Annotated in this window: 25 protein-coding genes; 2 read left to right on the top strand and 23 right to left on the bottom strand. The window is 39.6% G+C overall.

Going from position 1 to position 24,137, the window contains the following annotated elements:
* Nucleotides 1–7: 7 nt before the first annotated feature.
* Nucleotides 8–796, bottom strand: a complete 789-nt coding sequence (sleB, locus tag L3V42_RS04945; RefSeq protein WP_235761084.1) for a spore cortex-lytic enzyme — start codon at nt 794–796, stop codon at nt 8–10.
* A gap of 161 nt (nt 797–957) precedes the next feature.
* Entirely contained in the window at nt 958–1,605 is a 648-nt protein-coding gene (gene prsW, locus L3V42_RS04950; protein WP_235760805.1) for a glutamic-type intramembrane protease PrsW, read from the bottom strand.
* A gap of 90 nt (nt 1,606–1,695) precedes the next feature.
* Here prsW and L3V42_RS04955 point away from each other — a divergent pair, with 90 nt between their 5' ends.
* On the top strand, nt 1,696–2,664 hold the full coding sequence (locus tag L3V42_RS04955) for an asparaginase (protein ID WP_235761085.1): 969 nt from the start codon (nt 1,696–1,698) through the stop codon (nt 2,662–2,664).
* A gap of 38 nt (nt 2,665–2,702) precedes the next feature.
* On the opposite strand, the gene L3V42_RS04960 is transcribed toward L3V42_RS04955, so the two are convergent.
* The 7 genes from L3V42_RS04960 to L3V42_RS04990 all read right to left on the bottom strand — a co-directional run bounded on the left by L3V42_RS04960 (nt 2,703) and on the right by L3V42_RS04990 (nt 9,706).
* The gene (locus L3V42_RS04960; RefSeq protein WP_238471480.1) at nt 2,703–3,692 is read right to left on the bottom strand and encodes a YpdA family putative bacillithiol disulfide reductase; all 990 of its coding nucleotides are present in this window, start codon (nt 3,690–3,692) and stop codon (nt 2,703–2,705) included.
* Between the two features lie 398 nt (nt 3,693–4,090).
* Nucleotides 4,091–5,371, bottom strand: a complete 1,281-nt coding sequence (locus L3V42_RS04965) for a Glu/Leu/Phe/Val family dehydrogenase (RefSeq protein WP_235760807.1) — start codon at nt 5,369–5,371, stop codon at nt 4,091–4,093.
* A 118-nt stretch (nt 5,372–5,489) separates the two neighbouring features.
* Nucleotides 5,490–6,071: a genetic competence negative regulator gene (locus L3V42_RS04970; RefSeq protein ID WP_235760808.1), complete on the bottom strand. Its 582-nt coding sequence runs from the start codon at nt 6,069–6,071 to the stop codon at nt 5,490–5,492.
* A 140-nt stretch (nt 6,072–6,211) separates the two neighbouring features.
* The gene (locus L3V42_RS04975) at nt 6,212–6,514 is read right to left on the bottom strand and encodes a hypothetical protein (RefSeq protein ID WP_235760809.1); all 303 of its coding nucleotides are present in this window, start codon (nt 6,512–6,514) and stop codon (nt 6,212–6,214) included.
* Between the two features lie 13 nt (nt 6,515–6,527).
* The gene (locus L3V42_RS04980) at nt 6,528–7,094 is read right to left on the bottom strand and encodes a CPBP family intramembrane glutamic endopeptidase (RefSeq protein ID WP_235760810.1); all 567 of its coding nucleotides are present in this window, start codon (nt 7,092–7,094) and stop codon (nt 6,528–6,530) included.
* On the bottom strand, nt 7,081–8,631 hold the full coding sequence (locus L3V42_RS04985) for a RecQ family ATP-dependent DNA helicase (RefSeq protein ID WP_238471481.1): 1,551 nt from the start codon (nt 8,629–8,631) through the stop codon (nt 7,081–7,083). The genes L3V42_RS04980 and L3V42_RS04985 overlap by 14 nt, the downstream gene beginning before the upstream one ends.
* Nucleotides 8,624–9,706, bottom strand: a complete 1,083-nt coding sequence (locus tag L3V42_RS04990) for a YpbB family protein (protein ID WP_235760812.1) — start codon at nt 9,704–9,706, stop codon at nt 8,624–8,626. Before L3V42_RS04990 ends, L3V42_RS04985 begins: the two co-directional genes overlap by 8 nt.
* Nucleotides 9,707–9,792: 86 nt before the next feature.
* Here L3V42_RS04990 and L3V42_RS04995 point away from each other — a divergent pair, with 86 nt between their 5' ends.
* The gene (locus L3V42_RS04995; RefSeq protein WP_238471482.1) at nt 9,793–10,026 is read left to right on the top strand and encodes a ferredoxin; all 234 of its coding nucleotides are present in this window, start codon (nt 9,793–9,795) and stop codon (nt 10,024–10,026) included.
* Between the two features lie 98 nt (nt 10,027–10,124).
* Here the strand turns inward: L3V42_RS04995 and L3V42_RS05000 are convergent, their stop codons facing one another.
* From L3V42_RS05000 to scpB, 14 genes are all read right to left on the bottom strand, one after another.
* Nucleotides 10,125–11,246, bottom strand: coding sequence for an RsiX family anti-sigma factor (locus L3V42_RS05000; protein WP_238471483.1), 1,122 nt, complete (start codon nt 11,244–11,246; stop codon nt 10,125–10,127).
* Entirely contained in the window at nt 11,227–11,778 is a 552-nt protein-coding gene (locus L3V42_RS05005; protein ID WP_238471484.1) for a sigma-70 family RNA polymerase sigma factor, read from the bottom strand. Before L3V42_RS05005 ends, L3V42_RS05000 begins: the two co-directional genes overlap by 20 nt.
* Before the next feature lie 636 nt (nt 11,779–12,414).
* On the bottom strand, nt 12,415–12,828 hold the full coding sequence (locus L3V42_RS05010) for a DUF4430 domain-containing protein (protein ID WP_235760816.1): 414 nt from the start codon (nt 12,826–12,828) through the stop codon (nt 12,415–12,417).
* Nucleotides 12,829–12,852: 24 nt separating this feature from the next.
* A complete protein-coding gene (locus tag L3V42_RS05015; protein ID WP_235760817.1) occupies nt 12,853–14,622 on the bottom strand; it encodes an ATP-binding protein in 1,770 nt (589 codons plus the stop codon).
* On the bottom strand, nt 14,622–15,341 hold the full coding sequence (locus L3V42_RS05020; protein WP_235760818.1) for a response regulator transcription factor: 720 nt from the start codon (nt 15,339–15,341) through the stop codon (nt 14,622–14,624). The genes L3V42_RS05015 and L3V42_RS05020 overlap by 1 nt, the downstream gene beginning before the upstream one ends.
* 719 nt (nt 15,342–16,060) lie before the next feature.
* Entirely contained in the window at nt 16,061–17,251 is a 1,191-nt protein-coding gene (ccsB, locus tag L3V42_RS05025; protein ID WP_238471485.1) for a c-type cytochrome biogenesis protein CcsB, read from the bottom strand.
* A 45-nt stretch (nt 17,252–17,296) separates the two neighbouring features.
* The gene (resB, locus tag L3V42_RS05030; RefSeq protein WP_235760820.1) at nt 17,297–18,937 is read right to left on the bottom strand and encodes a cytochrome c biogenesis protein ResB; all 1,641 of its coding nucleotides are present in this window, start codon (nt 18,935–18,937) and stop codon (nt 17,297–17,299) included.
* A 96-nt stretch (nt 18,938–19,033) separates the two neighbouring features.
* On the bottom strand, nt 19,034–19,606 hold the full coding sequence (gene resA / locus L3V42_RS05035) for a thiol-disulfide oxidoreductase ResA (protein ID WP_235760821.1): 573 nt from the start codon (nt 19,604–19,606) through the stop codon (nt 19,034–19,036).
* A 76-nt stretch (nt 19,607–19,682) separates the two neighbouring features.
* Nucleotides 19,683–20,405 (bottom strand): pseudouridine synthase, encoded by a 723-nt coding sequence (locus tag L3V42_RS05040; RefSeq protein WP_305082617.1) that lies wholly within the window; start codon nt 20,403–20,405, stop codon nt 19,683–19,685.
* Nucleotides 20,406–20,570: 165 nt separating this feature from the next.
* Nucleotides 20,571–21,101 (bottom strand): spore maturation protein, encoded by a 531-nt coding sequence (locus tag L3V42_RS05045; RefSeq protein WP_235760822.1) that lies wholly within the window; start codon nt 21,099–21,101, stop codon nt 20,571–20,573.
* Nucleotide 21,102: 1 nt separating this feature from the next.
* A complete protein-coding gene (locus tag L3V42_RS05050; protein ID WP_238471486.1) occupies nt 21,103–21,687 on the bottom strand; it encodes a nucleoside recognition domain-containing protein in 585 nt (194 codons plus the stop codon).
* Entirely contained in the window at nt 21,681–22,577 is an 897-nt protein-coding gene (locus L3V42_RS05055; protein ID WP_235760824.1) for a D-alanyl-D-alanine carboxypeptidase family protein, read from the bottom strand. The genes L3V42_RS05050 and L3V42_RS05055 overlap by 7 nt, the downstream gene beginning before the upstream one ends.
* 74 nt (nt 22,578–22,651) lie before the next feature.
* Entirely contained in the window at nt 22,652–23,488 is an 837-nt protein-coding gene (locus tag L3V42_RS05060) for a superoxide dismutase (protein WP_238471487.1), read from the bottom strand.
* Nucleotides 23,489–23,551: 63 nt separating this feature from the next.
* The gene (gene scpB, locus L3V42_RS05065) at nt 23,552–24,136 is read right to left on the bottom strand and encodes an SMC-Scp complex subunit ScpB (protein ID WP_235760826.1); all 585 of its coding nucleotides are present in this window, start codon (nt 24,134–24,136) and stop codon (nt 23,552–23,554) included.
* Nucleotide 24,137: the final 1 nt, after the last annotated feature.

Raw genomic sequence — 24,137 nt, forward strand, 5'->3', positions numbered from 1 at the left:
CGCCTTCCTATTTTGCAAAGATATGTTTACCGATTTTCTTAATTTGTGGCCTCGTCCATATCCAAGGTGAAGTTGCGGTATCTGGGTTGAAATAATAGATGGCATTGGAAGAAGGATCCCACCCATTGATCGCATCAAGCACAGCCTCTCTCGCTCTTTCATTCGGTGTAAGCCAGATTTGACCATCTGCTACGGCTGTAAAGGCACGGGGTTCGAATATGACACCTGATACTGTATTAGGAAAGCTTGGACTCGCTACCCGATTCAAAATAACGGCCGCTACAGCAACCTGTCCTTCGTATGGTTCTCCCCTGGCCTCTCCGTATACCGCATTTGCCATCAGTTGAATATCATTCTGTGAAAAACCTTGCGGGACATTGACTGCAGTTGTATTATCTGCTGGTGCGCTTTGCTCCGCCTGTTGCGCCTCGCCACCTTGCTGCTGTTCTCCTTCCATACCTCCATAGTGACTGAAACGATTGCCTCTTGTTATTTGTTCTTTCACATAAGCTTCATCAAATTCACTTGCTTGAACCAATTTGTTTTTTGTTTCTTCGCCTGCGAGTCCATCAATATTCATACCGAATTCATATTGAAAATTGCGCAGAGCCCAGTATGTCCCCCACCCGAATACTCCATCAATATTTCCATTGTAAAACCCTAAATATTGTAATCTCGCCTGCAATTCAATTACGTCATCCCCAATTGCACCATGTTGAATGACTTGGGGACTGAATGCTTTTACCTCTTCTTTTCCGTCAAAAAATAAAGGAAATAGAAATAACCCGACAACCATCAAGAAACTAATCTGTCTTAATCGCAAATCTTACCCTCCTCATGAAGCAGTGACTTGGGGATAGTTTTTGTTGCTAATCTATTTTTATACACAAATATGTAAAAAAAGCATATACAGCTGAGACACTGTACACGCTTCTATAGTGATTTCATATTATTTATTTAATTCAAATCCGGTTGATTAGCAATTTTCATGCGGTGAAGTCCAAAAATCCATAGGACGATCATAAAAGGGATCAGGTAGTAGATCCAGTTGCTTGAAACCGACTGTAAGATATAATTATAGATACCGTGAAGTAAAAAAGGAATGAAGAAAGCGAGCCCGAGATTAAATCTCGTTCTACTCACACGTGTCTTCGCCTTTCCGAAATAATACCCCATGATAACTCCAAATAATGCGTGAGAGGATACAGGAAAGATTGCTCTTGAAAAAGCGTATTCAATGCCGTTTGTCAGTAAATATAATATATTTTCAACCGAGGCGAAACCCAAACTGATTGCTACAGCATATACAATTCCATCATAATGGTCATCAAATTCCTCATGATGATACATGGAGAACATAAAGATAAACCATTTCAAAAACTCTTCCAGTATTGCAACTTGGAAAAAGGATGTTAAAAAATTATTTAACACGAACCCTTCCTTAACAAATGCATGCTGCACAAACATAACCGGAAATACAAGCAGACAGCCTAATAAAAAGGATCGGACAATTAAAGGGATTGGTTCTGTATATTCATCCTTTAAATAAAAAAAGGACATTAATGCTACAACAGGGGCAAGCCCGACAGTGAAAATAGCAATCATGATCACTAACCTCTTTCCAAATACAGTACTTTTATCGTATCATTAACTTGTCCCATTGGAAATAGTGAAAATAGGAAGCGGGTGATTTTGTTGAAGAAAATATTGATTATCCATACAGGTGGAACCATTTCCATGTTAGAAAATAAAGAAACTGGTGCAGTGAATGTTACGGATGAACATCCATTGACCAGATTACAGGATGAATATCGTAAATTTGCGAATGTGGATGAATATGTTGTTTTTGACCTGCCTTCCCCGCATATTACGCCGAAGCATATGTTAACACTGGCAGATTGCATCAGTCAATCCTTGTCAAAGTATGATGGAATTGTCGTTACACATGGTACAGACACACTGGAAGAAACGGCATATTTTCTCGATCTTGTGATCGACTCTGAAAAACCGATCATCATTACAGGTGCCATGCGTTCCAGCAATGAAATCGGCTCAGATGCACTTTATAATCTAATCAGTTCCATCCGGGTGGCATCTGCGGATCAGGCTAAGAATAAAGGTGTATTAGTTGTCATGAATGATGAAATTCATACAGCTGCCAACGTAACAAAGACTTCAACAAGCAATGTTGCGACCTTCCAAAGCACGCAATACGGACCGATCGGAATCGTTACAAAAGAAATGATCATTTTCCACCGGATCATTTTAAAACAAGAATATTATCCTGTGAAAGACGTTCATTCTAATGTTTTTCTATTGAAGGCGTTTGCGGGAATGGATGAGAATTTAATTCACGCGCTACATATGGCAAAACCGGATGGACTTGTTATTGAAGCTTTCGGTCAAGGCAACCTACCGGGATCGATAGTGGATGGACTTATAAAAATTATAAATGATAATATTCCAGTCATTCTCGTCTCCCGCTGTTATCAAGGAACCGTGCAGCCAACGTATGCTTATCAGGGTGGCGGCAGACAATTAAAAGAATTAGGTGTCATCTTCGCCAATGGTTTGACAGGTCCGAAAGCAAGAATCAAATTACTCCTTGCCCTAGAAAAAACGAAGAATATAGAAAGCTTAAGTAAATTATTTTCTGAACAATAAAGGAGCTAGCCGTTGCTAGCTCCTTTATTGTCTATAAATTATGCTTTCACCGTCTGCTTCGACATGATGGAGCGTGCAATTGCTTCTCCGTGAAAACGGCCATTTTCAATGAAGATGGCATTGTTATTAAACCCTGCTGCCACAACACCTGCTATATAAATTCCTTCTATATTCGTTTCATATGTTTCATCATCATATGCTGGAATTCCATTCACCGGGTCTGTTTCGACACCTGCATCATGTAAAAATTTGATATCAGGTTGATAGCCGATCATAGCGAATACAAATTCATTATCGATTCGCTTTTCGATACCATCCACTTCATAATACACCGCGTTTTCCGTGATTTCTTTTACGTTCGCATTAAATACCATCGAAACTTCATCTTTTTTCGCTAAAGAATCGAACCCGGGAAGAATCCATGGCTTGACGCTTGAGGAATATTCCTTGCCTCGGTAAAGGACCGTTACGTTAGCTCCTGCCTTATGGAGCTCAATCGCTGCATCTACTGCAGAGTTTTTTCCGCCTATTACTAGAACATCTTTATTATAATAAGGATGTGCCTCTTTAAAATAATGGCTTACCTTAGGCAAATCATCACCTGGAACGTTCAAGCGATTCGGCTGATCGTAATAACCGGTCGCGATGACGACATAGTTTGCTTTATATTGCTTTTTCTCCTGATGATTTGTTTCGGTATGAAGGAAAAATCCTGTTTCTGTTTTTTCAATCTGGACAACTTTTTCAAAGGATTGAACGCGTAATGCTTTTCTTTTTGCCACTTCCCGGTAGTATACAAGTGCTTCATTTCTGACCGGACGTTGTTTCTCGGTAATGAAAGCAACATCACCAATTTCCAGATTGTCACTGGAACTGAAAAATGTTTGGTGTGTCGGAAATTCATACAAGCTATTCACGACGTTTCCTTTTTCAATCAACAGCGGGTTGATGCCTCTTTCTTGTAAAGCAATTGCTGTAGCCATTCCACATGGTCCAGCTCCAACAATGATAACTTCTTCCTGTTGCATTTACTGCCACATCCTTTTCACATGCTCTAATAACCATTCTACTATAAATAAAACCATACTTCTACTGGAAGTCCGCAGTCCCGATACCTCTCGCTTTCCGCGGATGGCTGATGAGCCTCCTCGGCCTCCCGCAGGAGGCTCGAGGTATCGGGACTGCTCCCAGGAAATATTTTAGTTAGAATTTCTGTTCATGTTTTTTATTGGAATAATAATCTTTATAAAAGTAGGTAGCTATATCTTACCAAAAGAAATATAAACAGACTCCTGCGGGAATGCGTAGTATATTTCTGGAGATAGGATATCAGCTGATAAATGGGCTCATTTTTTGTATTTTGCACCATAAAAAAAACCCCTATCCTAAAATGATAAGAGTTTTTTGAATGGGTTAGCTTCAGTTTTTATACCCAGCCGCGGAATCTTGCTGCTTCGGCCATTTTTCGGACCCCTATCATATAAGCAGCGAGTCGCATGTCAACTTTTCTTGTTTCGGAAAGATTATATATATTATTAAAGGAATTAATCATAATCTCATGCAGCTTTTGATCAATTTCTTCTTCCGACCAATAGTAACCTTGATTATTCTGTACCCATTCGAAGTAAGACACCGTTACGCCACCTGCAGAAGCGAGCACGTCTGGTACTAAGAGAATATCACGGTCGGTTAAAATTTTAGTCGCTTCGGCAGTTGTTGGCCCATTGGCAGCTTCTACGATAATACTTGCTTTAATATTATGGGCATTATCCCGTGTGATTTGATTCTCTACTGCAGCAGGAATGATAATGTCGCAGTCCAGTTCAAACAGTTCCTTATTCGTTATCGTATTGTCAAACAGATTCGTGACCGTACCAAAACTGTCCCTTCTATCAAGCAGATAATCGATATCGAGACCGTCTGGATCATGTAAGGCGCCCTGAGCATCCGCAATGCCGACAATCTTCGCTCCTTGATCATAGAGGAATTTTGATAAATAACTACCTGCATTACCAAAGCCTTGAATAACAATCCGCGCACCTTTAACATCAATGCCACGTTTCTTCGCGGCTTCATTCAATACAATTGTAACCCCTTTTGCTGTAGCAGATTCTCTACCATGTGAACCACCAAGAACAATCGGTTTTCCAGTAATGAAACCTGGGTTATTAAATTCGTCAATCTTACTATATTCATCCATCATCCATGCCATAATCTGTGAGTTCGTAAATACGTCCGGTGCCGGAATGTCTTTTGTTGGACCTACGATTTGACTGACAGCACGAACATAACCACGACTAAGCGTTTCCAATTCACGGAAAGACATATGGCGCGGATCACAAATTATTCCACCTTTTGCCCCGCCATATGGTAAGTCGACGATTCCAGCTTTCAAGCTCATCCAAATGGATAAAGCTTTTACTTCTTTCTCCGTTACCTCTGGATGGAACCGAATACCGCCTTTAGTCGGACCAACCGCATCATTATGCTGCGCCCGGTATCCGGTGAATACTTTTACCTTGCCATCGTCCATGCGTACCGGAATACGAACAGTCATCATACGAAGCGGGTCTTTTAATAATTCATATACTTCATTGGAGTATCCCAGCTTTTCCAAAGCGGTCATGATTACTGTTCTTGTTGAACTTAAAACATCTAGATTTTCATGATTTTCTTCGGTAGAGTCAACTGCTTTATCGGCTACCATGAATTTACCCCCTAGAATACATATATTAATAAACCTTCTACTAAGAAGCTAGTATACACTGTCACTGTAAATATGCAATAAAAATACGATGAAATGCAATACTTTTTGTTAGAAGAAATTAGTTGTAAAAATGGTTCATAATTTGTTTTATCGCCTGCTCTTCATAAATAGCTTTCCCGTATTCCTTCAAACGATAGGAAGTAAGAATGCTTGAATGGGAGTACTCCGACATGATTGCAATTAAGCTTTCTTTCTCAATATCGGGCAATTCCTCTTCATCAAACAACATATAATAATGGTCATTCAAATGATATACTTGCCCATCCTCTATCCCAAGCGGTGATAAATAAGATGCAACGTCAATCAAATCTTCAAAGTCATCGAATAAAAAGATCAACTCATGGCTTTCATCAAGCGTTACCTTCATTTCAATAAAATCTTCGTCCTCAGTTTCCATGTCGTTCATTTGCGTCACGACTACATGCATACCTTGGGCTTGCATCATGAATACTTGAACAAGCAGCATTCCATCAAGTTCTATATCTAATTCATCACTTGCATCATACATCATTTCACTAAATAAACTCCGGACACTAGCTGCATCGTGCCATATTTCATCACTCGTAAAACCACGCTCAATTAAATCATCAAAAGTTAAAAAAATCGTGAACTGATGACTGGATAGTTTTTCCACACGCATACAGTATCCCCCTTAAAAAAATAATACTAAACACTAAGACAACGGCCTATACACGCAGATGATACATTGAATGTATACTCATACTATATGCAATTAATTAAATTTTAGGTAGTAAGCTATTTCGTAAGATTTTCTCCTTCTTACAGTCTATGCAACAAAGTCGTGATTTCATCCTGCCAGACATAAATTGCTGTACCTAGTCCCGCGATAACAATAACGACTGTAAAAAGTAATCGCAAGAGAGGTTTACTTAACTTAATTTTTGTCCGTGTATTTTTCGTATGTACCTCTTTTCGTGGAGGTAAATTCAAAACATCAATTTCGTTTATATGATGATCAGCTAATAGTTCCTTGTCATTTGTATTTCCTTCTTCAATATCCTTGACAAGGGATCTCAACTCATTCGCTTGATCTTTCTCTTTATGCTCAAGTTCTGTACTCAACTCAGAAAGCACCTCACTTTTTGAAGCGAATAAATAATCCTAAAAGAAAGTCTACTATAAAATGAAGTGTAATTGTAACGAAAAGATTCTCCGTAATTACAAATAGATAACCTATTATAAGACTAACAACCAGTACGGATAGAAATAATACCGGTTTTCTTAAATAACGGAAGTGAACCACTGCAAACAATATGCTTGCTGGCACATATCCGAACGTACTCTGAATTACACCGCGGAATAAAAGTTCTTCAGAAACAGCTACGAGTAAAGCTACACTAAAAATAAACGAAATGGATCTGTAACTGAATATCCTTTCATTTATCCCGCCATCATCAAACGCAGATTCAGGAAGCATCCTCATTAATAGTAAATCCATTCCGACGATACACAAAGCCGGTAAAGCACCAAAATAAATTACTTCCTGTATATCCCAAATAAATAACGTTGCCCAATCACTAAAATGATCAAATAAAAAGAAGCTTAAGAGAAGAGCAATTCCGAGAAATATCACTTGCGAAAATACGAGATTTATTTTTAACTCTCGATCTGACAATTGTTTGATTAATTCACTTCGCTTCATGTTTTACTCCAAGCAATAGCTTTTGGAGCTTTAACCTCCAATCTGTTTCCTTTCGCTGACTAGGAAGTAAGGCTTGTGTTTCCCATTGTTCCAGGTCAATTCCACAGTTGCTGCAGCATTCGAAGATTGGAGCGCCATAACCTGATTGAAACTTCTTATACAGTTGCTCCCGTAAACAACCAGCTGACTCAGCCCAGCTAACCATCTCTTGTAATTCTTGCATTTTATAGAGACTCCGTGAATGAATCCAGTTTACGAGATAATCATATATATTACGCCATTGTTCTGCTTGATAGACAACTTTCTTTCCTCTAATCATACCATGTTTTTCAAAATGAAACCGTAAAAATCTCCATTTTATTTCACTCATTTGAAAGAGTTCGTATAACGTATTAATTGTTTCTTTTGTGAGTTCAATTCCTTGTTCACCCCATATTTGTAACTGCTGCATAATCACGCGGATTTCTCCAGACTCTGGTAATTCATTTTCAATAATACTCTTCGGGATTGCAGTATCGTAGCGGCCATAAAGCAATAGACAAATACTTGGTTTCCCATCTCTCCCCGCCCTTCCGACCTCTTGGATATATGCTTCCATTTGGGATGGTAGATGATAGTGGATGATCAAGCGGATATTATGCTTATTAATTCCCATACCAAATGCACTCGTACAGCAAATCACATCAATTTGATTATTCATGAATTGTTGTTGAATCTGAATTCTATCAATTGGCTCCATACCGCCATGATAGAAAGCTACATTAAGCTCCGGCAATTTCTCTGATAAAATATGCGCAAGATTTTCCGCTTGGATTCTGCTTGAGAAATAAATTAACGCAGGGCCATAATGTTTTTTAAGATAGAAAGTTAATAATTCGAGCTTCTCCTGATCTGAGGATACATCTTGGATGACAAATGCTAAATTATCTCGGTCCATCGGATAGATTCGTTTTGTGATTTCTGGTCTGTTCAAGCTTTTAATTATATCCGCTTGCACAGCAGGGGTTGCTGTTGCACTTAAAGCAAGTACAGGCGGATTGTTGAGGCGCTGAATCACAGTTCCAAGCTTTAAATAATCCGGCCGGAAATCATGTCCCCACTGGGAAATACAATGAGCTTCATCGATAACAAATAAACTGATTTTTAGTTGCGACAATCGCTTTATTACTTGATCTTGTTGTAATAATTCAGGTGAGATATAAAGTAATTGATAGTGATGTAATTGTTCCATTATCAACTGTCTTTCGGCATAGGTGACAAAGCTATTTAGAGCGACGGCCCTTTTATAATTTTTCGCTTTTAATTCTTTTACCTGGTCTATCATTAATGATATTAAAGGAGAAATGACTATTGTGAGACCTTCTAATAATAGGGCCGGCAATTGATAACATACAGATTTACCTGATCCTGTCGGCAAAATACCGAGCACGCTTTCTCCCTGCAGTACATCATGAATGATTTCCCGTTGACCCGGTCGAAACGTTTGATAGTGGAAATGCTTCTTGAGTTCTTCTTCTAATCGAAGGGTTTCATGCATTATTACTTATTCCCTCCTTGAATTTATGGTGAAAAACAAGCATGAGACGAATTTGGAAAAAACTTATCTCGGGATGGAGTTTCTCTTTAATCGTCTTCAGCTTAAAGGAATTCGACTCTTGGATTACCTGCAAGATCTGTTTCGCATCGTTTTCAGATACATAGTCTGAAAAAGGAAAGACAGGATCGTACAGCGCAATTTCAGCTAAATGATCATAAATTGTATTTACTTTTAAATTCCTTGTGCGTGATATTTCTTCAGGTGTAAGACCTTGCTTGAACAAATCATGCGTCCGTCCGGCTGAACCGACTATTTTTACTGTTTGTCCAATATCAGCAATTAGTGGGAATAAGGCACGATAGTCTGATTGGGCTGTTTCAATTTTGTACAGCAACATATGAATCATTCCGGTTAACAGTAAATGGATATCCGTTGCCTCTCTTTTATAATCGACTGCAAGCTGATCAAGGCTTTTCCCATAATGTTGATATCCCGAAAATCGGTCAACAAATAACCGAGCTTCTTCTTCTTGAAAGTCAGCTAATAACTGCTCAAGTTCAAGATATAATGCTTTCAAATAACCTTTTTCATTTTCCTTAATTTGTTTAAAAAAAGATCGCACAAATCGTTCCGTCTCCGGCTGATGAATGACCGGGATGAATGAAAAGTTCTTTTCTTTCGTATTGCTTAATGTTTGAACGAGTAATAATAATCTATTATAAAATATTTCAGCTTTATCATAATAGCGGATCCCTTGAAAGTAATGATAAGGGATACTTGCTTGATGACTCCTTTGCCACATCTCACCCTCAGGTAAACAGCGTACTGCTTGTCGTCCTTTTTCATCAACTGTCTCTTCCAAGTGACCAGCTCGAATTAATTCATTTATTTTCTGATCAAAGCTTTGTTTCTTTAATCCTTTATAAATTCCATAGAATGCTTGATTAGAATAAATATGTGCATCTTGCAAGGTTTGGATGTTCCTGCTGCCGGTTAGTAAATGATAAATGCTTGACGTGCTTCTCTCTTGTTTAATCTGTTTTGCGGCGGTTAAAATGATACCGTTAAAAATCAACTATTTCACATCCAATCTGGCCACCTATTTGAAATTATACGTGAACCGTTTTACAATAGAAAGTGTTTATTCGGGAGGCTTCGTAAATGTATGTTATCGTGAATCAGGATACTTGTATAGCTTGTGGAAATTGCGGGGCAAATGCACCGAAGTTGTTCGGCTATAATGAAGAAGGGCTGTCTTATGTAAAGATTGATGGCAATACCGGCACAAAAAAGATAAAAAGAAGATTTCGAGACGATCTTCTCGATGCCTATGATGCTTGTCCTTCCTTGTCCATTCATATTAGCAAGAAACCGTTTCAAACGGGAAATAATTGATTTTACTCCAATTATATTATAGTAAAATCACACATAACAGCCAAATGTTTCACTTGTTAGATGGGCGCGGTGAGGATCAAGCAAGATTCTCACCGCGCTCATTCTATTTCAGCAATGACATTTACAGCAACCGGCACAGGGATTGGATTGTCGAAATGATAGTTCCTCAATTGCTTGATTGGTAAGTGGATGAATTGGACATCTTCGTATCCATAACTTTTTGCAGTTAGCAATATTGCCTCAATCATTTGTTTCGTTACATCTTCTTCTTGAATGGTTTCTTCGGCAAACTCGACTATGACTGTTTCATCTGCATCTTCCACTGTGAATTCAATATTTTCATCCATGACTGAATTGATGGAAGCATCACGTTGCATCTCTTTTAACGCAAGCATCGCCTCTCTTACTGTTGTATCATGATCTTGTGGAACAATAATATAACTTTCCTCATAAAGTAAATAGCTCACCCGTTGCGTGCGATGGGAAGACAAATCAATTATTTGCTCCATTTCATTCAGTTCATTTATGATTCTTACCTTATCAATACCATATGGCAGAAACATTTCACTCAATAAGTGTGACAGTAAATCGCTGGACCCTGTCGCTTTAAGCAACCGATTCTGCCCAGTCAAGACAGCTTGTTTCGTATCAAAATCGATTGCAAACTCGATGTCCTTTAATAGAAAGTTTTCCGGATAAAGTTGGTAAATCTCTAATATTTCATCCAGCTTTGTGTAATACCTCTCCATATTTGCTTCTTCAGGTACAAGAAAGGTCAACGGGATAATATATTGCATGGTTTCATCATGAATGGCAAAATGGATGATTTCCTTGTCAGCTGGGACTTCAATAAGCACATCTTCCGTAATGAGAGATGCTTCCTGCTGTTCCCTTTCACCAAAACGCTCCGATTCTTCATGTTGCTGGGCAGAATCATGGAATGTTTCACTTTCCATATCAAGGCTTACCTCCTCCGTTGCATTTCTCCTTTCCATAGATGATTGTTCAGTTGCGTTATGAAAAAGGAAAGGTAAGCTTAAAAGGCAAAGTAAAATTGCGGCAACAGAAAAATAGGGAATGAATTTCTTTTTTTTATTGTGCGGATTTTCGCTGAACTGCAAGGCTATTTGTTCATATACCTCTTCTTTTGATCGCTCGTCGTTATGCTTGGGCAAGTTTTCCAGCAGGTCAATAATCTGCTTATCGTCGCGTTTCGTCATCGATTATCCCTCCTTTCGCCTTCTCTTCATCAAGTAAACTTTTCAACTTTTTGATTGCACGGTGTTGCAAAGTTTTCACATTACTCACCGTCAAATCTAGAATTTCTGCCGTCTCTTTTAGACTATGATGTTGTATGTAGCGAAGAATAACAACTTGCTTCTGATTTACGCTGCATTGATCAAGTAGCTGATACATTAACGCAACATCTTCCTGGTGGATGATCGCTTCATCTGGTGTGGTTTCTCTAGCAGGAATGAACTCAGTCATATCATCCAAATCAATGGTTTCGTTTGTAACTTTTCGCTTTCGTTTTTGTTTCCTGAAGTGATCAAACACAATATGCCTGGCGATGGAGAATGCCCATGTTTTTTCACTGCTGTCCCCACGAAACCGGTCATAGGATTTAATGACACGAATATATACTTCCTGGACGATATCTTCTGTTATTGTTTTATCTTTGACCATGTAAAAGACATAATTATAAATGTCTTGATGATATGTTTCGTAAAAACGATTAAACAGAGCCTTCATCAGCTTCCCCCATTCCTGCCATTAGACGTTATCCAGCCGAAAATGTTTCACTTTCATTCAGCGTAAATGTTTTGCGCGTTCTCTAGACTGGAGTTCTAATCGCATATATTCCAGTGTTATATCATGATAAAAATTATATCTTTGGAATAATAAACAATGATCTAAATTTGGTATTTCCTGGTAGCAGTCCAGACACCTCGAGACTCCTCCAGGAGAATAGGTCTGGCGAGACCCCTTAGTGCTCAGCGCGAGGAGGCTTGCCGACCGCTCAGCAGGTACGAGAGGTGTCTGGACTGCGGACCTCCAGTAGAAAGTTTCGGAGTTTGACACACTTACGCTGAATGAAAGCAATCCATATTTTATTTTGAAAACCATTTAATGAATTTCATAATACGTATTTAATGCTTCACCATCACCATATGTAGTTGAGTTGGTTCGTTCCCAACGACATATGGTGATGGGAAAGCCGACTTTGGTAATTATGAAATTCATTCCATTATAAAATAATTTGGATTCTTATTTTCAAGTCCGAAAATGGAGTGTTTTAGCAAAGTAGTCTGTACGTCGTCTCAATTATAGGATAATAAAAAGGTTGGAACAATACTTTGATGTATGTCCCAACCTTTTTCTATCTGTTTATTGCAAATCGAGTGTTATTCGGTCGCCGCCGTTTAGTGTGTAATCTTTAGCTGGTACATCGGATAATTCGTCGTTTACGAATAAGTGCCAACTTGTACCTTCTTCTTCGCTGGCTTGCACCCGCTCGATTGAAGTGATTACATCTTCTCCATCGGTTTCGATATAAAATGTTTCATCAAGTACTTCTAGCAAATTGGCGCTTTCTTCAATTTCTACTTGCTGTTCGTTAATAAATTGTTCGCCGTCATTAATTGAAATTGTTAGGCGAACAGCATTCTCTGGTACACTGTCTGTTTCGCCCGTTTCATTTGTACTTACGGTTGTATTCGTCTCTTCATTACTACTTCCACACGCAGCAAGGAATAGGAAAACAGTAAATAGGACGAAAATGTTTATCAACTTTTTATTCATGTGTAACTAACCTCACTTTGTTATCTATTTCTGTTTAGACTGAGGAATGGTAAATGTAAAGGTTGTTCCTTGTTGTAATTTGCTATTCACGCGGATCGTACCCTGATGGGCATCAATAATATTTTTCGCGATTGCAAGTCCAAGTCCTGTTCCTTTCTTTTCTTTATTCCTTGTCCTTGACTTATCGGCTTTATAGAAGCGTTCAAAGACAAATGGTAAGTCCTCTTTCGGAATACCGCTGCCATTATCTGCGACTTCCGCAATAAATTCCTTTTCATTTGCAATTACTTTAATTTGGACATAACCTTGTTCATCCGTATGGCGAATGGCATTATCAATCAGGTTCGTAAAGACTTGTTCGACTCTGTCTAAATCAAATGTTGCCTGATCTGTTGTCACGTCCATCGACAGGTTTACTTCGACTTGATTTTCCTCAGCAACACGCTGGAACTTCTTAATGATTCGATCAATATAAGATTCCACTTGCACGGTTTCCAAGTTTAACTGGATATGCCCAGCTTCCATTCGTGCTAGATCCAGTAATTCATTAACAAGTCTGCTCATCCGTAATGATTCATCATGAATGATCGCAGCGAGTTCATTTTTTTCCTGCTTAGATTCCGCTACATCATCAACAATCGCTTCACTGTATCCTTGCAACATCGCGATTGGTGTACGCAGCTCATGGGAAACATTTGCGATAAAATCTTTCCGCAGCTTATCCAGCCTCCGTTCTTCTGTCATATCTCGAATTACAGCGACCGCGCCACGGACATAGTCTTCATCATATAATGGCGTCATCAGCATCACATAATCTCTTCCTTGCAGATGTGTTTCACGGATAACTTCCATTTCGCCTTTAATCACTTTCTCCAAAGCCTCTTTTAATTCATCCGGTAACTTTTGTTGGTTTGCATCAGGGGCAATATTTCTTTCAAAGTACCAGTCCTCAATATACTTCTCAGCAGGGGGATTAATTACAATAATATCTTCATTACGATTAAGGGTGATAACCCCATCTGCCATTGATTTCACAATACTAGCAAGTTGCTCCTTCTCTTGACTAACAGCATTAATATGAAATTTAAGCTGTCTTCCCATCCGGTTGAATTCCCTTGCCAAATCTCCAAGCTCATCATGGGTTAAAACAGGCACTTTTGTATTAAATTCTCCTTGAGTCAAGTCGGCTGCTGCTTCTCGCATTTTAATCAATGGTGACGTTATACGGGTTGAAAGAAAAACTGCAAAAAATACGGTAAACACAATAGCGAATCCTGCAGCAATTAAGATAATCTTCTGTGTTTCTGCCTTTGTCTGATTGACGACATCAAGAGATTGGTATATATAGACAGCACCATCATCGAGGAGCGGCTGACCGACGATAATCGCAGCCGTTGTATCATCTGGCAATACGATCAGTTTTTGTACTTCCCGTTCCAGCGTGATTACTTCAGAGAGCTCTGATTCATCCTGAATCCAGTCCAAATCGATTGCACTAAGTTCACTATCGCTGCTCATCGACAACCAGTAGTCCCCTGTCGGGTAAACAATTGCAATCCTGCTTGCTGGATCTTTAATCAATTCAGCCGTTTCATGAATAAAACGGCGATTATCCTGCTGATCGATAATGGTTGCAACCCTAGCAGCTGTTTCCATCATATCTTCTTCTGCCTCATTTATATAGAAGTTCTCAAAGAACTGCATTAATAGCATAAACAGAATAAATAAGACAATAAAAACGAGAAGGATAATCGTTAGTGCCAGTTTAACAACAATATTATTACGCCATACCATTATTCGTCCTCAACGACCTCAAATTTATAACCGACACCCCAGACCGTAACAATCATCTTTGCAGCCTTATTGGACACAGAACTTAACTTCTCTCTCAGCCGCTTGACATGCGTATCTACTGTACGCAAATCACCAAAGAACTCATATTGCCATACTTCTTTCAGCAAGATTTCCCGGTTATACACCTTATCAGGTGACTTAGCGAGGAAACAAAGTAATTCATACTCTTTAGGCGTCAAGTTCACTTCTTCACCATCAGCAGTAACCCGGTGCGCATCATGATCAATCGTTAGATGTGGATAAACGAGCACATCCCTAGCTGAACCATCTGCATTTGTAAAGGTAGAAGAGGTAACCCTTCTTAAAATTGCTTTTACCCGTAAAACAACTTCGCGGGGACTGAATGGCTTCACAATATAATCATCAGCACCAACTTCAAAGCCTTGTACCCGGTTAGACTCCTCTCCCTTTGCCGTTAACATAATGACTGGAGTAGACTTGTGCTTTCGTAATTCTTCACACACTTCAATCCCGTCCATCTCTGGCATCATGAGATCAAGAACAATACAGTCATAATCTTCTTCTAAAGCCATATCCAATGCTTCACGGCCATTCGCTGCTTCATCAATTTGGTAGTTTTCTCTTTCCAGGTACATTCGCACAAGACGACGAATCCTTTCTTCATCATCAACTACTAAAATTCTTACATCTGTTTCCATGAATAAATTCCCCCACAATCTCTAATCTTTGACATATTCCACTAGACTCAATTATTACAAAAACCTTGTACACAACTCAATCTTCACACTAAAATAATTAGCTATTCCTTCGTATAACTTTTCAAAACTAACCAAAAGGAATTACTGATCACTTTCATTCAGCGTAAGTATTCTGCGCATTCTCTAGATTGGATTTCTAATCGCCGTTCAGTTGCCCGGTGGACGGATGCGCATCCTTAGGCACTGCTAGAGCTCCTCGGGCTGAGCACTAAGGGGTCTCCAGGTTCGTGCTGTTCCCGCAGGAGTCACCGTCCACCGGGCAACTGAACTGGTAGAGATGATTATTTTAAATATAAATTATTCCGTCACGATAAGGATTATACTTTTCCAGTACATTAAACAGTGATCCTAATATGGCCTTTCCTGGTAGCAGTCCAGACACCTCGAGACTCCTGCGTGAGGCCGGCTAAAAACGGTCACGTCCTGTGACCAACGCCGGCATTAGAACTTCCTGTTCGGAGGTAGGCCTGGCGAGACCCCTTAGTGCTCAGCGCGAGGAGGCTTGCCGGCCGCTTAGCAGGTGCGAGAATTAAGTACGTAATAAAAAACTCTAACAATCATTATAAACGAAACTGTAATAAATGTATAAGAAAAGAGACAAAGGCAGCCGGATTCTAAAGAAAGCGGTGCTTTTGTCTCTTTGGTTATTTCGTCATTTATTAAGCGTAAGAGTGTAATCCAGAAAGGACGAGGTTCACGACAATCAGGTTAAACATAATGATACCGAAACCTATAACAGCAAGCCAACCTGATTTCTCGCCGTGCCATCCGCGAGATAACCGCAAGTGCAGGAAGGCAGCATAGAAGAACCATGTAATAAGCGCCCATACTTCTTTCGGATCCCAGCCCCAGAATCTGCCCCAGGCGATTTGTGCCCAAATTGCAGCAAATATCAATCCTCCAAGGGTAAAGACCGGAAACCCAATGGCAACAGCACGATACATAATCTCATCAAGAAGGTCCGCTTTCACACTGCGCAGTAAAGGCTGAATTGCAGCAGCAACACGTTTTCTTAAAATAAGTACGGTAATTCCATAGATGAGTGTTCCGGTCAATAGCGACCAGATGACCGTATTAAACTTCCTGCCAGCATCTTCCCCTTGCATCCAGGACGGCGCTTCGAACAATGGCTCCACTACACCATCTGTAACGAGCACTCCATTATTCGGTGCAGCAATTGCCGGGAGGTGGTACTCTGTCTCGAAAATTTGTGTTCCATCTTGATATTCAAATGTTGCTTTATAACCCGCAACGTTAAATACAGAGGTGATAACGATAAAACCAATGACTAAAAACAATGTATACACAACGATTTCTAGCCATGTATTTCGTTTCGTCCGCTTCGTCTGGTCAATCTCTTTAATAAGATACATTAATCCGGCAACGAAACTGATAAATAAAATACCTTGTCCGATTGCAACTGTTGAAACATGAATCCAGAGCCAATAACTATTTAGTGATGGCACTAACGGAGCTACTTCTGACGGGAACATGCTCGCATAAGCAATAATTAGCATTGCAATTGGTAAGGCAAAGAGCCCTAAAAAGCCGAGTCGATAAATAAAATAGATAATAATGAATGCAAGGACCATCGCCATCCCGAGGAATGTTACAAATTCAAACATGTTTCCAAGCGGCGCATGACCACTTGCCATCCATCTTGTAAAGAAGTACGTTAGTTGTGCCAAGAATCCAAGTATTGTAATGGTGATTGCAATATTTCCTGCGACTTCTTTTTTGTTTCCTTTCTTACGTTTTTCCCGAATAGTCGCTCCGAAAAATAACGTTGCAATCAAATATAAGATAAAAGCAGCAAAAAGCATATTACCGCTCAGATTGACTAAATCCATCAAACACCCTCCTAGAGAAGTTAGCAGACCGGACAAATAAACATTCTATTTATCCAGTTCCTGTCTATCTTCAACCATTTTTATATTCGTTTGTTCAATCGCTTTCTCTATATCTTTCGATAGGCCAAACCAGTTCTTGTTCGTATGGGCAGCGAGTAATACACCATCATCTTTCGGATGGAGCCATACTCTGCGGTGTTGCCAGTACATTCCTTGAATGACGCCAATCATAAAGATAGCCGCGCCAATTCCAAAGAAAATCAATGTATGGTCCACTCGTAATGTCAATCCACTAACATAATGGGTATCGAAATCTTGTATGGCGATTTTATAATCGTTTTCCCCAGTTGCATCAATATTTCTACCGATACCAAGGAAACTTATTTCCGGTTCCGTTTCGTCCGGCGGATAGACAAGTAGGACGAATGCCGGGTTTCTCGGATAATTCGTTTCGGAAGCCGGTGTTCCATCTTCTGCTAAATAATAATCTGGATAATATTGATCAATCGCTACCCGAAAACCATTATCCAGTATGTATTCTGATTCCGGATTGAATAAATCAATAGTGAAAGAATCGATGGCAGTCTCTTCCTCATCGGCTGTTTCATGGATTTTAAAAGTCATGCTGCTGAACTCATTCTGCTGATAACCTTGTTGATAAAGCGTATAGCCGTCAAATTTTGCAGGTTTATTCATTTGAATGGATTCGGTTAAAACATGTTCAAGCTCTGGTTCAGCACCTGGTACATCCTCATTCGCATCTTTATAAATGACAGCATCCGTTTGGAAATTACTTTCCACCATTCCAGATTTTTCGATTGCATCTTTAAATCGTTCATCCTCTGGGTCATGCATATCCAGATGGAACTTTTTGTTTTCAATATAGTATTCTCCCTTTGTTCCAGGGATAACGAGTGTTTCTCCCTCTCTCACCCACACATACTCATCTGTAAACATTATTGGCGTCGTCCGTAATATTGCCGCAAGCAAAATGATGATAAGTCCAATGTGGTTGACATAAGGTCCCCACCTTGAAAACCTGCCTTTTTCAGCTAGAATATGTCCGTTCTGTTCTGTTATTCGATAACGTTGTTTCTTCAATTTTTCTTTTACTTGTTCAATCTCAGCATCACTGACTTCTTCTGTTTCACTGTACAAACGCTGTCTGTTCAAGAACGTTTCATGGCGTCGTGGTTTTTGTATCTTTAATGCTTTGTATAAAGGTATAAAACGGTCTAAACTACAAATAACTAAAGAGACACCTATTAAACCTAGTAATAGCAAATACCACCAAGCACTATACATCTCGTGGAACCCGAGTAAATAATAGATTTTACCAATAAAACCAAACTGATCTTCGTAATAGATTGCTGGATCTCTTGATATAGCGTTCTGCGGTATGAATTGCTGTTGCGGAAAAAGCGTACCAAGCGTGGAAGCGACTAGCGCAATAACGATGAGCCAGACTCCCACTTTAACAGAAGAGAAAAAACTCCAGACTTTATCGACAAATGATCTCCGGTAAGTCTGTGAACGGCGTGCAGATCCTTCATATCTCATGTTGAGCAATTTCTTCTGATCATTACCGTCGATATGCTGATTCCCTTCTATCGGCTTTCCGCATGCTTCACAGAGGACGGTTCCCTCTGGATTGATATGACCACATTCACATTTGATCTTGTTCATTTGTATCCCTCACAGTTGTCTTTACCAAATCTGGAATAAACATATTATCATGAAAAATGTCATGTAGTTAAACTGATACATTGACCAACATGTCTATTAATTTGGTGTTATTTCTTCTAAGTATCCTTCCAGCCGGTCCAATGTTAAAGCACCATTCACTACTTCCTCAATTTCCCCGTCCGGATTAATGAAGAAGGTACTAGGTATTGGCCCAACTTTATATAAATCCCTAATCTCATTATTTTTGTCATGAGGAATAGGGAATGTCAGACTATAGCGATCGATGAAGCGATCAACGACAAGTTCTGTTGTGTCCAGGCTAACAGCAAGAATCTCTACTCCTTTATCTTTATACTCTGGATAAAGCTCCTGCATATATGGCATCTCCGCTTCACACGGTTTACACCAAGTTGCCCAGAAGTTCAACATGACTCCTTTGCCTTCGTAATCACTTAAACGTACTGTATCCAAATCACTATTGTCGCTGATTTGCGTCAACTGAAAGTTTGGTGCCGGATCACCCGCACGGTAAACCGTATTATCTTTTTGCAAGTTGGATACGATGGCAAAAATAAGTGCACCAACAAGTACTGCTAAGATGACTCCTCTATAAATTAACCTGTTTCTCTTTTTTTGCTGCTTTCTCTTTTTTGCTTTTTCTATGCTCATGACAATCACTCCCCGTGTATTATACCATTATAGCAATTGTTAGAATCGACAATTCTATGTCTAAACTGGTACAATTTTACTTATGTTTATTCTTTAGTTGTTTTACTTCTTTAGGAGTCAATGCTCTAGTTTCGCCGGGGACTAATCCTTCCAATGTTAAAAATCCATATTTTTCCCTTTTTAATTTCTGAACAGGGTAGCCGAGCGCTTCCATCATTCTCCGCACATGGCGATTCTTTCCTTCTACCAATGTTAATTCCAGTATCATTGTATCTTTTTTTCGATCTGCAGATAAAATGTTATATCGGACTGCCTTCAATAGGTCCCTTTCTGCCGTTACACCTTTTATCAATTTTGCCAACTCTTGTTTACTAGGAATGCCCTTCAATTTTGCAACATAAACCTTCTCCAAACCATAGCTTGGATGCATGAGCGCATTTGCAAAATCCCCATCATTCGTTAAAAGAATTAAGCCGGAACTGTCATAGTCAAGTCTTCCAACCGGGTATATTCGCTCCTCGACTTCCGGAAAAAAATCAAGGACGGTCTTTCTTCCTTTATCATCCTTTACACTTGAAATGATGCCCCTAGGCTTATATAACATATAGTACACGTGCGCTTCCTTCTCGATCGGCACACCTTCCACCTCAATTTCATCTTGAGGGGAAACTTTCGTACCCAGTTCCGTAACCACTTGATTATTTACTTTCACCTTACCATCCACAATTAATTGTTCCGCTTTCCTTCTTGAAGTAAGGCCACTTTGAGCTATAACCTTTTGTAATCTTTCCAATGCCATGCTTTTCATCATCCTAAAAAGTATTTTTTTCGATTTACCACCATAAAGTGAAACTTTATTCACATTTTGGGCTGCTCTCATGCTTAAAACTAAGGATTTTACAGACCGTTAATGCCTGATAAAACAATAATAGCGTTTAACCTAGATTAAACGCTACAAATTAGCTTATCCAAATACGATACTAACTATTATTATCGCAACAATTATACCAACCAGATCCGCTAATAGTCCAACCTTAAGTGCGTAACGCATCTTTTTTATTCCAACCGCACCAAAATAAATGGTTAGAATATACAATGTCGTATCTGTACTCCCCTGCATGGTAGAAGCCAGTCTTCCAATAAAGGAATCCGGTCCGTACGTTTGGATCAGTTCTGCTGTCATGCCAAGTGCCGCCGTACCTGAAATTGGTCTGATGAGCGCGAGGGGTAAGACTTCAGGCGGAACTCCAATAAAAGTAAGTACAGGAGTCAGCAATCCGATCAATGCACCCAGTGCTCCAGAACTTCTTAAAATCGTTATTGCCACAATCATACCTACTAAAAAAGGAAGTAAAGAAAATGCCAATTTGACACCTTCCTTCCCTCCTTCCACAAACAGTTCATAACTAGGAAGCTTTTTCCAAGAGGCCGTGATTAATACGATCAGTAAAAAACAAGGGATGATCCATACACTTATTGTCGTCATCCAACTCATCCTATTTCCTCCGTGACTCTTTATTATAGTAATAGCGATCAATTAGAACAGCACTCGTAACACCGGCAATCGATGCAATTAACGTTGTGCCGACGATTTCTGTAGGTGAGGCCGAGTTATATTGCATCCGGATAGCAATGACAGTAGTGGGAATAAGTGTCAAACTTGATGTATTGATAGCCAGAAAGGTTATCATCGACCTGGATGCAGTATCAGACTTACTTAAGTTTTTCATTTCTTGCATCGCTTTAATACCTAACGGGGTTGCAGCGTTACCTAAACCGAAAAAATTGGCAGTGAAATTGGAAAGGATATACCCCATGGCCGGATGATCCTTTGGTATCTCTGGAAAGATTTTTATAATAAGTGGACGCATCAATTTTGTAATTAGCTTAAGTACGCCTGCTGCTTCCGCTATTTTCATTACGCCCAGCCAGAAAACGAGAATGCTGATCAAACCGATCGATAGCGTAACCGCTTCATTGGCACTTTCAATGATTGCTTTATTTACCTCGTCCATCGTACCATTCAACATTGCATAAAGGATTCCGACAATCGCCATCAATGCCCAGATTAAATTCACCATGACTGGATCCCTGCCACTTTACGTAAAAATTCGGATAAAAAAGATCGAACACTGTTACCTGTCGTTTCTTTTACATCAGTCTCTTTTTCAAGACTTTCTTCCGTTAATTTTTCAAAACCCCATTCAAATAAAGCGATATGATCATTCCAGTCATTTCCAGCATCTAAAGTTACGACGATTAAAGAATGCCCATTTTCTTCTGCAGTCGTTACTAACGTTCTTCCGGTCCGTCTCGTATAACCGGTCTTCCCCCCTGTCGCCTTCGTATAGTATCCTGTCACGAGCTTATGTTTATTTTGCCAACTGTAGGAGCGGCTCTCCGATAAATAGCTTGTACTGCCGCTTATCTCTTGAAACTCTTTGTTTCTCATTGCGTCTTTCGTTAATATTGCCATATCGTAGGCACTTGAATAATGCTCCTCATTATCTAGACCATGTGGATTTGTGAAATTCGTTTGATTCATTCCTAGCCATTTCGCCTTTTCGTTCATCAAATAGACAAAGCCTTCTTCGCTCTCCCCAATATGCTCAGCAATTGCGACGGCCGCATCGTTTCCTGAGCGAAGCATCAATCCATAGACAAGGTCTTGAATTTTCATTTTTTCTCCCTGTTCAAGATAAATGGATGAGCCTTCTGTGTAAATTGCATTTCTTGAAATAATTGTCTCCTCATCCATTTTCCCGGATTCAATCGCAAGAATTGCGGTCATGATTTTCGTAATGCTCGCAATTGGTCTTGCTTCATATGCATCTTTTTCGAATAAAACGTGCCCACTCTCCGCATCCATTAAGATTGCTTGTGCAGCTGATACATCTGGGGCCGCTTGTCCATTTTCAGCCGAAAAGAAAAAAAGAAAAGCACATAGGATAAAGCCTGAGAATAATCGCATGCGAACTTGCCTCCTAGCATATTTCTTTATTTCATTCTATGCAGGAAGGTTTTCTATATATGACAAAACTGAACTTAGTCACGGCTATTCATCGCACTTAAGAGACGGTTGTTGACATCTTCCCAATTTACAACATTCCACCATGCATCAATGTAATCCGCTTTTCCCGTTTTATATTGTAAATAATACGCATGCTCCCATATATCAAGAACGAGAAGCGGAATCATGGAAACAAGTTGATTATTCTGATGCTCCTCAATCGATTCGATAACAAGCCGATGATTGACCGGATCGTATAATAAGGCAGCCCACCCTGGCCCCTGTATACTTTTTGCAACATTTGTAAATTGCTCTTTAAAATGAGCGAATGAACCAAAATCTCTATTAATTGCTTGGGCGATTTGTTTACTTGGTACCTTGGCTGAATAGGGAGTCATATTCTGCCAGAAAACCGAGTGAAGCAAGTGTCCTGAACCGTTGAAAGCTTGCTCTCGTAACCAATGCCTCAACATATCTGGTTCATGATTCTCGTAGTATATCTCTTCTTCAGCTTTATTTAATCCATCCACATAAGCCTGATGATGCACAAGGTGGTGAAGCCTCATAATTTCTTCACTAATATAAGGTTCAAGTGCATTGTAGGCGTATGGAAGCGCTGGAAGAACATGATTTGCATAATCCTGACGAACTGATTCTTTTGCAGAGGACATTAGATGTTGTCGTAATTCTTCTCCTTGGTTTTGGATCTTTATTAGTTGATTCTGTTCCACACCAGTTTTAAGAAAAGCTTGAATTTCCTCATCCCAGCTTACCCAAGTATGTCGCATTTCCTCCGGTAATTCTTCCATTTGTATCGTTTCCTTTACATCATCACTCCACTTTTTTAGCGCTCGTAAATGCATTTCATTCATACAAAAGCCCTCCTCCAAAGTATTTTATGAAGAGGGCTGTTAATTGTGCCTATGAAACTCAAATTAATGATTCTTTAGTTCATCATTAAATCTCTCAAAAAACAAATCGACTTCTTGGTTGTTTGCATCATCTGTCGTTTCTGGAAGTGGTGGTAATTCATCAATCGAGGTTAAACCGAAATAGGTTAAGAAGTCTTTTGACGTTCTAAAAAGAATTGGACGTCCAATCGTTTCTTTTCTCCCCATTTCTTCAATCATTGAACGATTGAGTAAGGTCTGGACCGGCCCGTCACTTTTCACTCCCCTAATTTCATCAATTTCCGCTCGGGTGATTGGCTGCTGATAAGCAATAATTGCCAATGTTTCAAGTGCTGCCTGTGACAAACTTGCCGAGCGGGGAGTTTCAATAAGCTTCTTGAAATAAGAACTGTGTTCTGGTTTTGTCGTGAGATGCAATACCCCATTTGCTTCCATCAGCATCAGTCCGCGAGTTGCATGTTCATAATCCCCTTTTAACGCTTCAATAATTTGGGAAGTTGCGTCCTCCGAAATATCAAGCACCTTACTTAGTTGTTTAATCGTAACTCCTTCATCACCTGAGGCAAAAAGAAGTCCTTCCGCGACGGCTTGTAATTCTCCGTTATCCACT

Source organism: Oceanobacillus alkalisoli, from assembly GCF_022213125.1.
Lineage (GTDB): Bacteria > Bacillota > Bacilli > Bacillales > Amphibacillaceae > Oceanobacillus > Oceanobacillus alkalisoli.

Excerpts from the sequence above, each read along its gene's own strand:
- sleB (WP_235761084.1), bottom strand. The coding sequence starts at position 796 with ATGGTTGTCGGGTTATTTCTATTTCCTTTATTTTTTGACGGAAAAGAA.
- prsW (WP_235760805.1), bottom strand. The coding sequence starts at position 1,605 with ATGATTGCTATTTTCACTGTCGGGCTTGCCCCTGTTGTAGCATTAATG.
- L3V42_RS04960 (WP_238471480.1), bottom strand. The coding sequence starts at position 3,692 with ATGCAACAGGAAGAAGTTATCATTGTTGGAGCTGGACCATGTGGAATG.
- L3V42_RS04965 (WP_235760807.1), bottom strand. The coding sequence starts at position 5,371 with ATGGTAGCCGATAAAGCAGTTGACTCTACCGAAGAAAATCATGAAAAT.
- L3V42_RS04970 (WP_235760808.1), bottom strand. The coding sequence starts at position 6,071 with ATGCGTGTGGAAAAACTATCCAGTCATCAGTTCACGATTTTTTTAACT.
- L3V42_RS04980 (WP_235760810.1), bottom strand. The coding sequence starts at position 7,094 with ATGAAGCGAAGTGAATTAATCAAACAATTGTCAGATCGAGAGTTAAAA.
- L3V42_RS04985 (WP_238471481.1), bottom strand. The coding sequence starts at position 8,631 with ATGCATGAAACCCTTCGATTAGAAGAAGAACTCAAGAAGCATTTCCAC.
- L3V42_RS04995 (WP_238471482.1), top strand. The coding sequence starts at position 9,793 with ATGTATGTTATCGTGAATCAGGATACTTGTATAGCTTGTGGAAATTGC.
- L3V42_RS05000 (WP_238471483.1), bottom strand. The coding sequence starts at position 11,246 with ATGACGAAACGCGACGATAAGCAGATTATTGACCTGCTGGAAAACTTG.
- L3V42_RS05005 (WP_238471484.1), bottom strand. The coding sequence starts at position 11,778 with ATGAAGGCTCTGTTTAATCGTTTTTACGAAACATATCATCAAGACATT.
- L3V42_RS05010 (WP_235760816.1), bottom strand. The coding sequence starts at position 12,828 with ATGAATAAAAAGTTGATAAACATTTTCGTCCTATTTACTGTTTTCCTA.
- L3V42_RS05015 (WP_235760817.1), bottom strand. The coding sequence starts at position 14,622 with ATGGTATGGCGTAATAATATTGTTGTTAAACTGGCACTAACGATTATC.
- L3V42_RS05020 (WP_235760818.1), bottom strand. The coding sequence starts at position 15,341 with ATGGAAACAGATGTAAGAATTTTAGTAGTTGATGATGAAGAAAGGATT.
- ccsB (WP_238471485.1), bottom strand. The coding sequence starts at position 17,251 with ATGGATTTAGTCAATCTGAGCGGTAATATGCTTTTTGCTGCTTTTATC.
- resB (WP_235760820.1), bottom strand. The coding sequence starts at position 18,937 with ATGAACAAGATCAAATGTGAATGTGGTCATATCAATCCAGAGGGAACC.
- resA (WP_235760821.1), bottom strand. The coding sequence starts at position 19,606 with ATGAGCATAGAAAAAGCAAAAAAGAGAAAGCAGCAAAAAAAGAGAAAC.
- L3V42_RS05040 (WP_305082617.1), bottom strand. The coding sequence starts at position 20,405 with ATGGCATTGGAAAGATTACAAAAGGTTATAGCTCAAAGTGGCCTTACT.
- L3V42_RS05045 (WP_235760822.1), bottom strand. The coding sequence starts at position 21,101 with ATGAGTTGGATGACGACAATAAGTGTATGGATCATCCCTTGTTTTTTA.
- L3V42_RS05050 (WP_238471486.1), bottom strand. The coding sequence starts at position 21,687 with ATGGTGAATTTAATCTGGGCATTGATGGCGATTGTCGGAATCCTTTAT.
- L3V42_RS05055 (WP_235760824.1), bottom strand. The coding sequence starts at position 22,577 with ATGCGATTATTCTCAGGCTTTATCCTATGTGCTTTTCTTTTTTTCTTT.
- L3V42_RS05060 (WP_238471487.1), bottom strand. The coding sequence starts at position 23,488 with ATGAATGAAATGCATTTACGAGCGCTAAAAAAGTGGAGTGATGATGTA.